The organism is Lederbergia lenta NBRC 16444 (assembly GCF_001591545.1).
GTDB lineage: Bacteria > Bacillota > Bacilli > Bacillales > Bacillaceae_C > Lederbergia > Lederbergia lenta.
This window is the reverse complement of the sequence record NZ_BCVC01000012.1, coordinates 19,168-33,613: the sequence shown is the minus strand read 5'-3', so window position 1 is coordinate 33,613 and position 14,446 is coordinate 19,168. Positions and strand designations below refer to the sequence as shown.

Below are 14,446 nucleotides of genomic sequence, written 5' to 3'. Positions count from 1 at the left end.
ATGAATGTTTACTGTTGTCCTAGTACTAAATTACCTGCTGTATCTTCGTAGAAAGTTAATTCAACCGTTTCCGTTAGTACATCTGCATAGCTATAGGAAACACGCTCAAAAGCATTTTCCTCTTGATCTAATTCGATGACAAAAACCGATGGATAAGTTTCTGCCAAAACCCCAGAACGTTCAATCGTTTTTCTGCGGCCTCCATTGGCTTTTAACATTAATCTCCTACCCAAGTTGGAATCAAGGGATTTTTTAATGCTTGCTAATGTTTTTGGCATATCGCTCCACCTCACTGTTTTTATTGTAACACAGTGCTTTGAAAATGTCAAATAAATCATTAATTTTACCAATGAAACCATCCAGTTGTCAATGTTTTTTTATCAACAATTTCACTAATTTTACAACATGTTTATTATATTCCATTCGCAGATTTTTATGTATCTTATTTTTGAGAATTGGAGATTTCATATTTTTATTCAAATTAAAAGCACTGGTTTTGCTTCCCAATGCTTTTAATTCCTTCTATTCTTCAAGTGTGGATGGTTCGAAGGGCATACCCGTACGAAGAACACCTTTAGTTTCTATGCCTCCCAGGCCCTTTTCTCCTGTGAGAGTGTTGCGCAGCACATCCCACACATTTATCCTATCCATAAAAGGGGTAAAACTTATTTTAGCTACGATATAAACTGGGTCAAGCGCATGTATATTTACACGTAGAGGAGAACTTGCAAAGTTAGCCCCGGCAAAAATGAGGGACTCAAAGTGGGATTGGCATGCACCAGCAAATATGACGAGTTGATCTAAATTTGGTACTTTCCTTCTTGCTTCTTTTACTGTTTCAACAAAATATTTAGAGTGACGATATGCATTTAAATCAATTTTCTTTCCCTTTGCTTTCGAATAAGCATCATGACCAGTAATAACAAGTATATCTGGACGATACTGTTCAATTAAAGATGCAATACGCAAATGCATCTCTTTTTCATCACAATGAACACCATTTACAGTTACCCCAAGCTTTTCATATAAATCTAGGCATTTCTTCAGATAAAATGGATCTCCATCAAGATGTAGGACACGTCCGGGCATTTGAAAATAATCATGCTCTCTTCTATACCTAGATGTCTCTTTATATTCTTGCGCAAGATGAATAAGATCAATGTCTTGCCTAAATAGTTCAAATGATTGTTCTTCAAGTGAGCGTACTTCTGTTGTCTTCTTCAAACGGTCACTTTCAGAAATGAGAATTAAGTCTTCCATCGGGGCATCTGCTACAAGCCGATAATCTTTTCCCGATAGAATGGCCATTTCTCGGCCGTCTATCTCCTTCACATCGATGACTCTGAATAAAATATCACATTGATAGGAAAGACGGCCAACAATCATATTCGTTTCGATCACAGTCACCAACTCCAATGAACATCAGGATAAATACCTTCCTCTGTCACAGGCTATGCTACTAGTTAAGTTGATGTGTCAAATTGAATGAAAAGCATCCCATAATTCATCACTTAGAGCACCGAATTCAGGAATAGAAAGTGTTTCTCCTCTTCTCTTTGGATCAATACCAACTGTTTCAAGCGCCTTGATAATATCTGCCTTTTTCTCCTTACCATTAGGGAGACCATTTGTTAAATTGTTTAAAATTGTTTTTCGTCGCTGAGCAAAAGACATTCTAACAACTCCAAAGAAAAATCCTTCATCTTTAACTACAACTGCCGGTTCGGTTCGTTTCATTAACCGAATGACCGCAGAGTCCACATTTGGTTGTGGCATAAAAACGGTATTCGGAACAATCATCACCGTTTCAGCAATTGTATAATATTGAATCGCAATTGATAGTGATCCATATTCCTTCGTACCCGGCTTAGCAGCTATCCTGTCCGCTACCTCCTTTTGTAACATAACTACAATTCCACGCAACGGGAGGTTTGCCTCAAGTAATTTCAGAATAATAGGTGTAGTCACGTAATACGGGAGATTCGCGACAACCATGACATCTTTTACATCTTTGAATTCTTCTGTAATCACTTTTTGCAAATCCGCATCTAATATATCTTGATGAATCAAGCTAATATTATTATAAGGAGACAATGTATCTTCTAAGATAGGAAATAAACGTTGGTCTATTTCAAATGCTACAACCTTTTTACTTGTTCTTGCTAAATGTTCTGTTAACGCGCCTATCCCCGGGCCGATCTCAATTGCTCCAGATTCGTTCGTCAATTGTGCAAAATGAGTAATATTGCGCAAAATATTGGGATCAATTAAGAAATTTTGCCCCAGGCTTTTTTTGAAAGAAAATCCATACTTTTTTAAAATTTCCTTTGTGCGTATTGGTGTTGCAATATCTTTTTGCATTAGTCTTGCTCCTCCTGTAAAACGATCTTTAAAGCTTTAGTAAATTCCTCTTTAGAAATTTGAAACATCATTATACGTTTATGAAGCTGTTTTCCGTTCGTATATCCAATTTTTAATATTTCGCCCATTCGCTCCCTGCGACCTTTTGCCTTCGGTCCTCCAATTAAACCAGCATCTATCAATTCATCTTTAGAAATCCATTCCTCCCCATAAGCCTCCATCTGTTGAGCATCTCTCAATGCCTCTTGAATTACCTTTGGTGATGCATGTTCCACTCCTAATCCACGTCCATGTGATGGAAGGGCATGCTTTTTATCAATAAACGCATGTTTGCAATCAGGAACATGCTCAACAATATATTTACGGATTTTTTCTCCTGGAAAGTCAGGATCTGTGAAAACAATCACACCTCTTACTCGTTGGGCGAGTTTAATTTTTTCAATCGTTTCCTGAGAAATAGCTGATCCATTTGTTTCAATCGTGTCTGCATTCACAGCTCTTTGAATAGCCCTTGTATCGTCTTTACCTTCTACCACAATAATTTCTTTTATTTTCATTTTTCCTCCAAAAATTGAAACTCTTTTCACCTGTTATACGTCTAATATAGTGAGAAGCTTTTCTATGACTGTTTTAATAGTTACTGTTTTCCCCATTCAAATATACGCACGATGTGGTCATAATGACGCTGATATACGATGCGGTGCACTTAACCACCATTCCTTTGCTGTCTATTATAACCTAAAACAGGAAAATGCAAAAAGCAGAGGAAGTTACCTCCCCCTGCATATTCATTATATTTAGTTTAACACCCTGATTTTTACCTGTTTCTTACCATATCGATAGGCCTGTTCCTTTGATGAAACAAATAAATCAATTTTATTGCCTTTAATCGCTCCACCTGTATCACCTGCTACCGCATGGCCATAACCTTCTACCCAAACCTTGGAACCCAATGGTATTACATTAGGATCTACAGCAATCACCTTAAGATTAGGATTAGCATTTAAGTTAATACCTGTAGCTGTGATTCCAGAACATCCATTACATTGAGCTGTATAAGCAGTAGCACTTACATACATCTCTTTTCCATCATTTGAAGATGCAGCAGTTGTTTCAGAACTAGGCTTACTCGCTACTTGAGTTGTTTTAGATTCTCCGCGCGAGGCTTGCGCTACAATTACTTTTGTTCCAACGGCAACAATCTTATCTTTACTATCTTTTACTTTATTTTCAGCAATTTGTTTTCGAGCAACTTCTTTTCCATTTTCTTTCGTGATTTCAAATTCTTTTTTTAACAAACCTTCCTCGCCTTCTTGAACTACCTTTTCAGCGCCTTGGGTTATAGTTGAATCTTTTTTAGTTACAATCGCATAATCAATCGGTTCTTCCACTACATCGGTGACCTTTTCTACGCGAATAACGTTAACGACGTCATTCGGCTTCACTTTTTTGTCTGGACTTGGTTCTACGCGATCCAAGCTGCCAAGCGTAACATCTTGTTGTATTAAAAAATCAGCGACAGTAGTCGAAGTGGACCAGACTTTCTCCTCTTTATTTCCGTTTTTTAATACTAGAGGGAAAGAACGTTCTATTTTCAGTTTCATATTTTCAGAAATTTCATCTTCAGGTAGAAAGTTCATTTGATCATGTTTTTCCATTGTGATGTTCTTATCATTCAAAAACTCTTGAACAGTTTTTGCTGTCGTCCAAAAATACTTCTCATCTTCTCCATCGTGAAAAGCGATTAACTTAGCAGGCTCCCATACTACATTTAGTTTATTTTTAACCAATGTGTCCTGAGAATGAGATAAAAAGTCATCTTCTTTTATATTTATATCAAGATCCTTTAAGATCTCACCAATCGTTTTAGCATGTGTTTTTACAACTACTTTGTCTCCATCAATCGTGAGTGCCACCGTAGCCTTAGTTCCTTCATATGTCAAGATGCTTAACGTGGCAATAAACACTATGAAACTAGCAACGAAAATTCCTATTTTCTTTCGGCTCATCGCGGTAAACAATAACCTTTTCGTGGGTTTTGTGTTCACAAAACACGCCTCCTTCTTCTCCGAGAGATTATATATAGACTATTCGCCATTTGTCAACCCCTATCCCTTTTTGGTAAGTTACGCCTCATTATGCAGATGGATTACCAAAAAGAAAAGAATTAGTTAACGACAAAATTAATCTTTGGAGAGGTAAAGTTTTGTAGAATTTACTGCAAAGCAACTACCAGAAGGCATCCACTATCACACATTAGCATATTTTTTGTCATTCAATGCCGAATACTTTTTTTGCATTCGCTGTCGTTGTCTGCGCTACTTCCTCTAGTGAAAGACCCTTTAATTCTGCAATTTCTTCCGCAACAAGTTTTACAAAGGCTGGTTCATTTCGTTTGCCCCTGTATGGATGTGGTGCTAAATACGGACAATCAGTTTCAATTAGTAAACGATTAATCGGTATATGGACAGCCACTTCTTTAGGTTTCTTTGCATTTTTAAATGTAACTGGACCACCTAGAGATATATAAAAGTTTAAATCCACACACTCCTTTGCAATTTCTGCACTTCCGCTAAAACAGTGCATGATCCCGCCAACTTCGTGTGCATTTTCTTGTTTCATTATTTGAATGATATCTTGAGTGGCATCCCTATTATGTATGACAATGGGCATTTTAAGTTTCTTTGCAAGTCTAATTTGTTTCCGAAACACATCTTGTTGGATATGCTTAGGTGATTTATCCCAATGATAATCTAAACCCATCTCACCTAGAGCTACAACTTTCGGATGTTCTGCAGTTTCTTCAATCCAAATCAAATCTTCTTCTGTCATATCAATGGCATCTACTGGGTGCCAACCTATACTCGCATACAAAAATTCATATTTCTCAATGAGTTGCATCGCCCGTGTGATCGTCTTTCGATCAAAGCCCACCACAACCATGTACTCGACACCAGCATCTTTAGCTCGGTTTATTACTTCTTCCAGGTCATTATTAAATTGTTCGTCATTTAAATGTACGTGTGTATCAAAGAGCATAGTCAAATCCCTCTCTTAGTAGAGTATACGCCAAAGTTCTATCAACTTTATCACAGTAAACTAACATTTATATTACAATCAAACAACATAGAGAGAATCGTTAAAATGGCCTATAAACCCCGTTAATCCCTATGTTGTCTATACTTGTAAGTATTTTGAATAATCAGTACTATTAAAACTACTTTACAATTGCTCCATTTTCAAGTGATTGATCTACATTTGCTAAAGCGAGCATTCCATTTTTCTCTCCAGCAAGAATCATTCCTTGGGATAATTCTCCTCTTAATTTCACCGGCTTTAAATTTGCTACAACGATTACTTTTCTCCCAATTAAATCGTCTGGTTTGTAATAGTTAGCAATCCCAGAAATAACTTGTCTTTTTTCATAACCTAGATCTAATTGAAGTTTTAACAATTTATCCGTCTTTTTTACAGGTTCACAGTGAATCACTTCCGCCACTCTTAGTTCTACTTTCATAAAGTCATCAATAGAAATTTCCGGAACTGACTCAGGCTTTTCTTCCTCTTTCTTCTCTTCTTGTACTGGAGATGATCCTTGCATTTGAGCCTTTATATACGTTATTTCATCTTCCATTTCTAAACGCGGAAAAATTGGTTCACCTTTTTTCACTACAATCGTATCATTTGGAATATTGCCAAATGCCTCAAGACTATCCCAAGATTTATACTGTTCTTCTTCTATGTTTAGCTGTTCAAATATTTTCCCTGGTGTTTGTGTTAAGAATGGTTGTAATAGTATAGCAATCCGTCTTAATGAGTCAGCCAAGTGTACCATAACACTTCCAAGCTCTTTACGCTTAGACTCTTCCTTAGCTAAAATCCATGGTTGTGTTTCATCAATATACTTATTAGTTCTACTGACTAGTTGCCAAACAGAAGTCAATGCTACTGAAAACTCCATTTTTTCCATGGCATCTTCATATTGTTTTACCGTTTCCTCATTCACTGCTAATAAATTATTATCATAGTCTGTAACCGAACCTTCGTATGTTGGAATTTTTCCATCAAAGTATTTATTTATCATGGCAATTGTTCTGTTCAACAGGTTACCGAGATCATTCGCTAGATCAAAATTAATTCTTTCTACAAACCCTTCAGGAGTAAAAACGCCATCTGAGCCAAATGGTACTTCCCGTAATAAATAATAGCGAAGTGCATCAAGTCCATAGCGATCAATCAAAGTAACAGGATCTACAACATTACCTTTCGATTTGGACATCTTTCCATCCTTCATTAACAACCAGCCATGCGCAAAAACTTTCTTAGGTAGTGGTAAATCCAACGCCATTAGCATAATCGGCCAATAAATAGTATGGAAACGAACAATTTCCTTTCCAACAAGATGAACATCTGCTGGCCAATATTTTGCATAATTGGCATCGTTGTCCGATCCATACCCTAGTGCTGTAATATAGTTTGTCAAAGCATCTATCCATACATAAATTACATGCTTTGGATTCCCAGGAACTTTAATTCCCCAATCAAATGTTGTTCTTGACACAGCTAAATCTTCCAGCCCAGGCTTTAGAAAATTATTAATCATTTCATTTTTCCTTGATTCTGGTTGGATGAACTCTGGATTTTCTTCATAATATTGAAGAAGGCGGTCCACATACTTACTCATTTTAAAGAAATATGATTCTTCTTTCACTTTTTCAACCGGACGGCCACAGTCTGGGCAATTTCCATTTTCCAATTGGATTTCTGTAAAGAAGGATTCACAAGGTGTACAATACCAACCTTCATATTCATCAAGATAAATATCTCCTTGTTCAAGAAGACGGTGAAATATTTTTTCAACTACTTGTTTGTGACGAGTTTCTGTTGTGCGAATGAAATCATCGTATGAAATATCTAGCTTTCTCCACAATTCTTGAATTCCACTAACGATATCATCTACGTACGCCTGTGGAGATAATCCATTCTCTTCAGCCTTTTTCTGAATTTTTTGTCCATGTTCATCTGTACCCGTTAAATACATAACATCAAAGCCGCGTAGCCTTTTATAACGCGCCATCGCATCACCCGCAACAGTCGTATACGCATGACCTATATGTAAATTTCCACTAGGATAATAAATCGGCGTCGTTAGGTAAAATGTGTTTAATTTCTCTTTCATCATTAGCCCTCCATTACTAAAAATCCTCATTGGCATCTTAACCTCTTATATCTTCAAAATATACGTGAAATTAGCTAATTTCGCAACTTGAGCACTCTGTTAGCTTGGCTTTTTCCCTCATTATACAAAATATTTAATTATATATAACCTTTTTTTAGAGACCTTAAAGAAGCTTCTGCTACTATTTAATAATAGGCAAGCGCCTAAAATAATAAGATTCCAGTAATCCCCTCTTTTTATGTTTTAATTTTTTTCTTTTAATAATTGACGTTAATGGGAAAGAATGGTACGATAAAAAAGTGGTGAATATTGTCGAATTTTGACGATAATTCTAGTATTTATCTTTTTTGAATTGTAGGAGGAAATAAAATGAAATCTACAGGAATTGTACGTAAAGTTGATGAGTTAGGTCGGGTAGTAATCCCTATAGAACTTCGCCGTACATTAGGTATAGAAGAAAAGGACGCTCTAGAAATCTACGTAGATGATGATAAAATCATTTTAAAAAAATATAAACCAAGCATGACTTGCCATATTACTGGTGATGTATCAGATGATAATGCATTACTAGCTGGTGGTAAACTAGTACTTAGTCGTGAAGGTGCAGACCAACTAATAAAAGAAATCCAAGATGCATTTAATACAAGAGAAAATTAATATAAAAAGCAGATTTTGTAGTTACAATACAAAATCTGCTTTTTTAATACACGGGATAGTATGTTATTTTCATAGACCTTGACGAAATCGCCATATCTTGTGGATACAGTTTCCATACCGCTAAGTCTTTTCTTATTGTCTACTAACTATATAGTTACTATGGGGTAAAATCAAAAACCACTTGAATGAGTGCTTTCGCTATTCTAAAGCTTGTTCAAGATCTTCTAATAAATCTTCTACATCCTCTAATCCTACAGAGACACGGACAAGGCCATCTTCTATTCCTAGTTCTATCCTTCTCTCACGTGGAATTGATGCATGGGTCATTAAAGGTGGAACAGAAATTAAGCTTTCCACTGCTCCTAAGCTCTCAGCTAGAGTAAAATACTTCACCTTATTTACTAACGATAATGCCTTTTCTTCACTTTTTACGGTAAAGGAAATCATCCCTCCAAATCCAGCAGCTTGTTTTTTATGAACAGAATGACCTGGATGGGATTCAAGTCCTGGATAAAAAACTTTTTCTACAGCTGGATGATCGACTAAAAATTCAGCAATTGCTTTAGTATTCAATTCAATTTCTTCCATTCTGATTCCAAGCGTTTTAATACCTTTCATCAACAACCAGCTATCCTGTGGGCCAAGTACCCCACCTGTAGAATTTTGAATGAAGTGCACCTCTTCACCGAGCTCCTCATTCGCAACTACAACAAGCCCTGACACCACATCACTATGGCCGCCTAAATACTTTGTAGCACTGTGCAATACGATATCTGCCCCAAATGCAATCGGTGCTTGCCAATATGGTGTACTAAATGTATTATCAACGATTAACTTTAATTGATGTTCTTTTGCAATCGAGCTAATCATCTTAAGATCTGTAATTTTCAGCAAAGGGTTTGTCGGTGTCTCTACATAAATTGCTTTAGTATTTTTACGAATGGCACTTTTTACCTTATCTAAATCAGTCGTATCAACAAATGTCACTTCGATACCAAACTTGTTAAATACTCTAGTCATCAATCGAAACGTTCCACCGTACACATCATCTGTAAAAATAAAATGATCACCTTTAGAGAATAGCTGCACGATAGCCGTAATCGCCGCCATCCCTGATGCAAACGCAAAACCCCGTGCCCCGCCTTCTATATCTGCAATCAGCTTCTCAAGCGCCTCTCTCGTAGGATTTCCGGTCCTGCCATATTCGTACTCAAAATTCCCAACACCATTTTGTTTAAATGTACTAGCATGATGAACAGGAATAGAAACCGCTCCTGTATGTGGATCCCGACTTACACCACCATGAATTAGCCTTGTTTTCTTCTTCATCATTCATTCACCTCATCGTATATATCACTACTAATATAACGTTCACTGCTATCAGGAAAAATGGTGACTATATTTGTATTTGGTGCAGCTTTCTCGGCTTCTGCCAAACTTGCCGCCATAGCGGCTCCCGAAGAACTCCCTACTAATAATCCCTGTCTTAACGCTAATTCCTTTAAATAATAAAAGGCCTTTTCATCAGGAATTGTATAAATATTATCAATATAGGATAGATCCATAAAGGCTGGCATGAATTCCATACCAATCCCTTCTGTTCGATGACTTCCTGGTTCGCCGCCATTTAAAATTGATCCTTCAGGTTCAACAATTACGCATTTCACCTGCTTGTTTTTCTCTTTTAGAAAGCGTGATGTCCCCATGAAGGTACCTCCAGAACCCGCTCCAGCGACGAAAATATCAATCTCCCCATCAAGGGATTCATATAATTCAGGTCCTAGACTTTCATAATATGTCTCTGGGTTATCTTTATTTTGGAATTGCCCTGGATAAAATGCATCTGGCATGCATTTTATCAATTCTTTTGCTTTTTGGATAGCACCTTCCATTCCCAATTGTGTTGGTGTATTAATCACCTTCGCCCCAAGTGCTCGCATTAATGTTTGCTTTTCTCTACTAAACTTCTTAGGGGTTACAAAAATAGCATTTACTTCATATTCAAGGGCAGCAAGCGCTAGACCGATGCCAGTATTTCCGGCCGTAGGCTCAATAATCGTTCCACCTTTTTTCAGTTGGCCACTTTCAAGCGCCTGCTTGAGCAGATACATACCAAGCCTATCCTTTATACTGCCGCCCGGGTTAAAGTACTCAAGCTTGGCGAACAATCTCACGCCTACTGGAAGCGAAAATGCAGTAATCTCAAGTAGCGGTGTATGACCAATTAGATCTTGAATTTTCTTTACATATTTCATTTTTCATACCTCTTTTATTAGAATTGCGCAAGACGTCGTTTAGTGACGTACAAACCAAATTCGTATAATGTGAGTCCCTTGAAGTACCACTGGTAGTGGCGATTTTAGTCGAGGGTCCTTTTGAATAAGAGATAAAGGAAACACGGTAAGCCATGAGAAGCGTAAGACAAGATGGCTAAAAAATCAGTCTTGATCTACTTGGCAGATCTTCTTATGATTTTGAACTTTAGCACTTGAGCTAGACATTGAATAACCTTATTCGAAATATAGCTTATAATATTTTCTACTTTTAACTTTTAAGAAAAGACTTCTGTCCATTTATCACGATGCGATAGCATTTTTTGTGCAAGTCCTTTCGCTCCTTCTAAACTATGACTAGCAGCCCATCCACATTGGACTTCATTACAAGCTGGCACTTCTGTAGCTGACATAACATCTGTTAATGTTTTTTCTATAATAGTTAACACTTCAGCATAATCATCATGATTGATCAATGACAGATAATAGCCTGTTTGACAGCCCATTGGACTAATATCCACAATTTTATCTGAGTGATTTCTACTAAACTCAGCCATCATATGTTCTAACGAATGAATTGCAGGCATCTCCATATGTTCCTTGTTTGGCTGCGTAAAACGAAGGTCATATTTATGAATTACATCCCCATTTAAACCTTCCTTTATTCCAGCAAGCCTTACGTAAGGTGCTTTTACCTTGGTATGGTCTAAATTAAAACTTTCTACATTCATTGCTTTTGGTTCAGACATTTATGTCTCCTCCTCTTTCGTGGCTTCGATTAACCATACAAAATCATTTTTCTTTGTAAATGTACTTGAAAAGTTATTGGATTCGAATATCTTATGCAACACTGGAATGGTTGTATAATACTCCGTCTTTAAATCATTAGCCAATCGATGGAAACCTTTCCTTTCTACTTCTTTAATCATATCCGTTTTCGCTTCTTCATTAGTAAATACTGTATCCGCAAAAATTATTTTTCCACCACTATGGAGTATATCCTTGTAGTGTTTTATCGCTATTTCTTTTTCTATATCCGTTAAATGATGAAAAGCATACGTACTAACAATCGATTCTATTGTTTTGGGTGGAATGGGAAAGGTAAGAAAGTCTCCTTTTATTAACTCTATGTTTGGTAATTTTTCCTTAGCCATCTTTCTCATCCCATCTGATGGTTCAAAACCGTATACAGCATTTCCATATTTTATTAATCTTTTTGTTAAGTTTCCTGTGCCAACACCAAATTCAATCACATTCCCCGAGGCTTTCATTGCTACTTCTTCCAATATATTTTTATAATTTCTAAAAACCTCTATATATTCAGGATCATCTCCTGCTACTGTTTCATCATAAGTACTAGACCATTCATCAAATAAAGAATTAAAATCTTGGGCCATCCCCAATACCCCCTTTTTCATATAAAATTACTCGGGATTAGTATATTATTTAATTTAGCATTTGTTACATAAAAAAGCAATAAAAAACCCGCCAAGCTTTCTGGCGGGTTTCCTCACTCATTCTCTATATGATATGCTTGATAAACTTCTCTTTTAGCTAATTTACGATCCAGTGCAGTCTGTTTAATTGCTTCTTTAGACGATAGTTCTTTGTCATCGACATAATATTGAACATGTTCTTTTATTTGTAAATCATTCCACCATAATACTTCCTCATCTTTGGATTCAATATTACTTCCCTCTACAATAAGACAAAATTCTCCACGTATTTCTGATTGTTCTGTCCACTGTAACGCTTCCTCTATTGTCCCACGCATAAATTCCTCGAACTTTTTCGTTAGTTCACGACAAAGAACAATTTTTCGATCCCCCAATATGGCTAGCATTGCTTTCAAAGTTTCCTTTAATCGATGAGGTGCCTCGTAGAAAATGATCGTATCAGTTTGCCTTTTCAGTACTTCTAATTCCATTTTCCTCTCTTTTTTCCCTCTTGATAAAAATCCAAAGAAAAAGAAAGGTTGTGGATTTATTCCAGATGCAATGAGAGCAGTCAATGCAGCATTTGCACCTGGTAATGGTACAACCGTATATCCCGAATCGATTGCCATCGCGACTAGTTCATATCCTGGATCAGAAATACAAGGCATGCCTGCATCACTAACTAGTGCCACATGTTCACCCAGTGCTAGCCTTGTAAATAATTGTTGACCGCTTATTGCTTTATTATGTTCATGATAGCTTACTAGTGGTGTATCAATCTCAAAGTAATTACATAACCTCTTTGTATTACGCGTATCCTCAGCAGCAATAATATTTGCTTCTTTCATGATACGGATAGCACGAAATGTCATATCTTCCAGATTACCGATCGGCGTTGGCACTAAATAGAGAATTCCTTTATTCTCTGTAGCATCAAAGCTCCTTTGAATTCTCATCCCATTCCCCCGCTTCTCTTAAAAATTGTTCTTTCTTTAAGCGTGGCAACTGCTTAAAGGCATATTCAGCTCTCATTGCTGCTGTTTTATCATCATATTCGGCAGTGTAAATCATTTTTACAGGTGCCTTCATACGAGTATATTTTGCACCTTTACCATTATTATGCTGCGCAAGTCTACGAATGGGATCAATAGTGTAGCCACCATAGAAGGAACCATCACTGCATTCTAAAACGTAAAAAAAGTGCTTATTTTTCTTTCCCATACAATATCTCTCTCACTTCTAATGTGTACTCATTATCCTGATTATAAACAAATAGTGGCGGTAAAACCTTTAATCCGGCATTCCCATTTTTAATCCCTTCTACGAGAATTGTATTAGCTTCTTTTCCATCTCTCGGATAAATAAAACGTAAACGTTTAGGTTCTAACTGATATTGTCGCATCAATGTTAATATATCCAGTAGTCTCTCGGGACGATGAACGAATGCCGCCTTTCCTCCCTGTCGAAGTAACTGACTGCTCACACGAATAACATCTTCTAGGTTACATAGGATTTCATGACGAGCTATTGCCAAATGCTCATTTGCATTTATCACTTCAGGGGAAGGTGATGTAAAATAAGGAGGGTTACATGTCACAACATCGTACTTTCCAAATCCAAGGAGATCGGGCATCTCTTTTATATCTCCATGGATCATTTTCAATCGTTCTTCCAAATTATTATAAGTAATACTTCGAACAGCCATATCGTATAGCCGTTTCTGTATTTCCACTCCAGTAATATTCGCTTTCGTTTGGCCACTTATAAGCAGGGGAACTACTCCATTTCCACTGCATAAATCAATGATATTGCCTTTTTGAATTGGCAAATATGCAAAACGCGCAAGTAAAACTGCATCAAGCGAAAAAGCAAAGACAGACGGACTTTGTATAATTCGTAAATTTTCAGCTAGTAAATAATCCAGCCTTTCATCATCATAAAGTATATCCATTTATTCACCTCATAGGAAAAGCGTAGGCACTCGGTTAGGGACTTATGATTTGGCTCTCCCTGCAACTTGCCGCTTAGACTACGCATATAGAAACCACTTTTATAAAAAGTTTATAGTTTATTTTTCTCTTTAAAAGAGCCTTCCTTTTTTAAAAAGGAAGGCTGCCTCATATTTTATGGCCAATTCTGCTCTATATGGAAATTCTGTCAAACCAATTTATTTCTTATTCAAAAAGGAAAGACAAAACAGACAATCTTCATCACGGCGAGGACTGCCGAAATGGACGTTACAAATATGGAAGCCCTCTTGGTATAGGCGAGCAAGGTTATCATAACCTTCGCCAATCTCCGACATTTTATCGTATACACTTTCCTTCGGTTTTCCTTCGGAAGCGGATGACATACTTTTCGGCTCTGGCTCTTGTTCCATATGATTACGTAAATGTGTATTTTCCAGTCTCAAGGCATGGTTTTCCTCTATCAACTCAGCAAGATACTGCTTGATCTCCCCAAGCTGTTGATACAAATGGCCAATCTGCATCTCCATGCTGCTGACAGAATCGAAGAACTCCTTTTTATCCATACTTTTA

General features: G+C 36.9%; 16 protein-coding genes. 1 reads left to right on the top strand and 15 read right to left on the bottom strand.

All coding sequences use genetic code 11. The annotated features are described in order from the left end of the window. Positions 1–8: 8 nt before the first annotated feature. The 7 genes from veg to metG all read right to left on the bottom strand — a co-directional run bounded on the left by veg (position 9) and on the right by metG (position 7,540). Entirely contained in the window at positions 9–278 is a 270-nt protein-coding gene (gene veg, locus BLE01S_RS18955) for a biofilm formation stimulator Veg (protein WP_066146173.1), read from the bottom strand. Positions 279–522: 244 nt separating this feature from the next. Continuing rightward, the gene (gene yabG / locus BLE01S_RS18950) at positions 523–1,386 is read right to left on the bottom strand and encodes a sporulation peptidase YabG (RefSeq protein ID WP_066146287.1); all 864 of its coding nucleotides are present in this window, start codon (positions 1,384–1,386) and stop codon (positions 523–525) included. Positions 1,387–1,476: 90 nt separating this feature from the next. After that, positions 1,477–2,361 (bottom strand): 16S rRNA (adenine(1518)-N(6)/adenine(1519)-N(6))-dimethyltransferase RsmA, encoded by an 885-nt coding sequence (gene rsmA, locus BLE01S_RS18945; protein WP_066146167.1) that lies wholly within the window; start codon positions 2,359–2,361, stop codon positions 1,477–1,479. Continuing rightward, positions 2,361–2,918: a ribonuclease M5 gene (rnmV, locus tag BLE01S_RS18940; protein WP_066146164.1), complete on the bottom strand. Its 558-nt coding sequence runs from the start codon at positions 2,916–2,918 to the stop codon at positions 2,361–2,363. Before rnmV ends, rsmA begins: the two co-directional genes overlap by 1 nt. Before the next feature lie 240 nt (positions 2,919–3,158). Then, on the bottom strand, positions 3,159–4,409 hold the full coding sequence (locus BLE01S_RS18935) for a resuscitation-promoting factor (RefSeq protein WP_231955873.1): 1,251 nt from the start codon (positions 4,407–4,409) through the stop codon (positions 3,159–3,161). Positions 4,410–4,632: 223 nt separating this feature from the next. Beyond that, entirely contained in the window at positions 4,633–5,400 is a 768-nt protein-coding gene (locus BLE01S_RS18930) for a TatD family hydrolase (RefSeq protein ID WP_066146159.1), read from the bottom strand. Positions 5,401–5,578: 178 nt separating this feature from the next. Next, positions 5,579–7,540, bottom strand: coding sequence for a methionine--tRNA ligase (gene metG, locus BLE01S_RS18925; protein WP_066146154.1), 1,962 nt, complete (start codon positions 7,538–7,540; stop codon positions 5,579–5,581). A gap of 369 nt (positions 7,541–7,909) precedes the next feature. Between metG and abrB the strand changes: the two genes are divergently transcribed. Next, positions 7,910–8,197 carry a transition state genes transcriptional regulator AbrB gene (gene abrB / locus BLE01S_RS18920; protein WP_066146150.1) on the top strand — a complete coding sequence of 96 codons (288 nt, stop codon included), beginning with the start codon at positions 7,910–7,912 and terminating at the stop codon, positions 8,195–8,197. A gap of 198 nt (positions 8,198–8,395) precedes the next feature. Here the strand turns inward: abrB and BLE01S_RS18915 are convergent, their stop codons facing one another. The 8 genes from BLE01S_RS18915 to yabA all read right to left on the bottom strand — a co-directional run bounded on the left by BLE01S_RS18915 (position 8,396) and on the right by yabA (position 14,439). Beyond that, the gene (locus tag BLE01S_RS18915) at positions 8,396–9,526 is read right to left on the bottom strand and encodes a bifunctional cystathionine gamma-lyase/homocysteine desulfhydrase (RefSeq protein WP_066146277.1); all 1,131 of its coding nucleotides are present in this window, start codon (positions 9,524–9,526) and stop codon (positions 8,396–8,398) included. Then, positions 9,526–10,452 (bottom strand): PLP-dependent cysteine synthase family protein, encoded by a 927-nt coding sequence (locus tag BLE01S_RS18910; RefSeq protein ID WP_066146148.1) that lies wholly within the window; start codon positions 10,450–10,452, stop codon positions 9,526–9,528. Before BLE01S_RS18910 ends, BLE01S_RS18915 begins: the two co-directional genes overlap by 1 nt. Positions 10,453–10,748: 296 nt before the next feature. Continuing rightward, complete coding sequence (locus tag BLE01S_RS18905; RefSeq protein ID WP_066146145.1) at positions 10,749–11,219, bottom strand: S-ribosylhomocysteine lyase; 471 nt, start codon at positions 11,217–11,219, stop codon at positions 10,749–10,751. Further along, positions 11,220–11,867: a class I SAM-dependent methyltransferase gene (locus tag BLE01S_RS18900; protein WP_066146142.1), complete on the bottom strand. Its 648-nt coding sequence runs from the start codon at positions 11,865–11,867 to the stop codon at positions 11,220–11,222. A gap of 113 nt (positions 11,868–11,980) precedes the next feature. Beyond that, positions 11,981–12,862 carry a 16S rRNA (cytidine(1402)-2'-O)-methyltransferase gene (gene rsmI / locus BLE01S_RS18895; protein ID WP_066146139.1) on the bottom strand — a complete coding sequence of 294 codons (882 nt, stop codon included), beginning with the start codon at positions 12,860–12,862 and terminating at the stop codon, positions 11,981–11,983. After that, on the bottom strand, positions 12,840–13,127 hold the full coding sequence (locus BLE01S_RS18890; protein WP_066146135.1) for a GIY-YIG nuclease family protein: 288 nt from the start codon (positions 13,125–13,127) through the stop codon (positions 12,840–12,842). Before BLE01S_RS18890 ends, rsmI begins: the two co-directional genes overlap by 23 nt. Next, entirely contained in the window at positions 13,111–13,857 is a 747-nt protein-coding gene (locus tag BLE01S_RS18885; protein ID WP_174521750.1) for a tRNA1(Val) (adenine(37)-N6)-methyltransferase, read from the bottom strand. The genes BLE01S_RS18890 and BLE01S_RS18885 overlap by 17 nt, the downstream gene beginning before the upstream one ends. A 216-nt stretch (positions 13,858–14,073) precedes the next feature. After that, positions 14,074–14,439 (bottom strand): DNA replication initiation control protein YabA, encoded by a 366-nt coding sequence (gene yabA / locus BLE01S_RS18880; RefSeq protein WP_066146132.1) that lies wholly within the window; start codon positions 14,437–14,439, stop codon positions 14,074–14,076. Positions 14,440–14,446 lie beyond the last annotated feature (7 nt).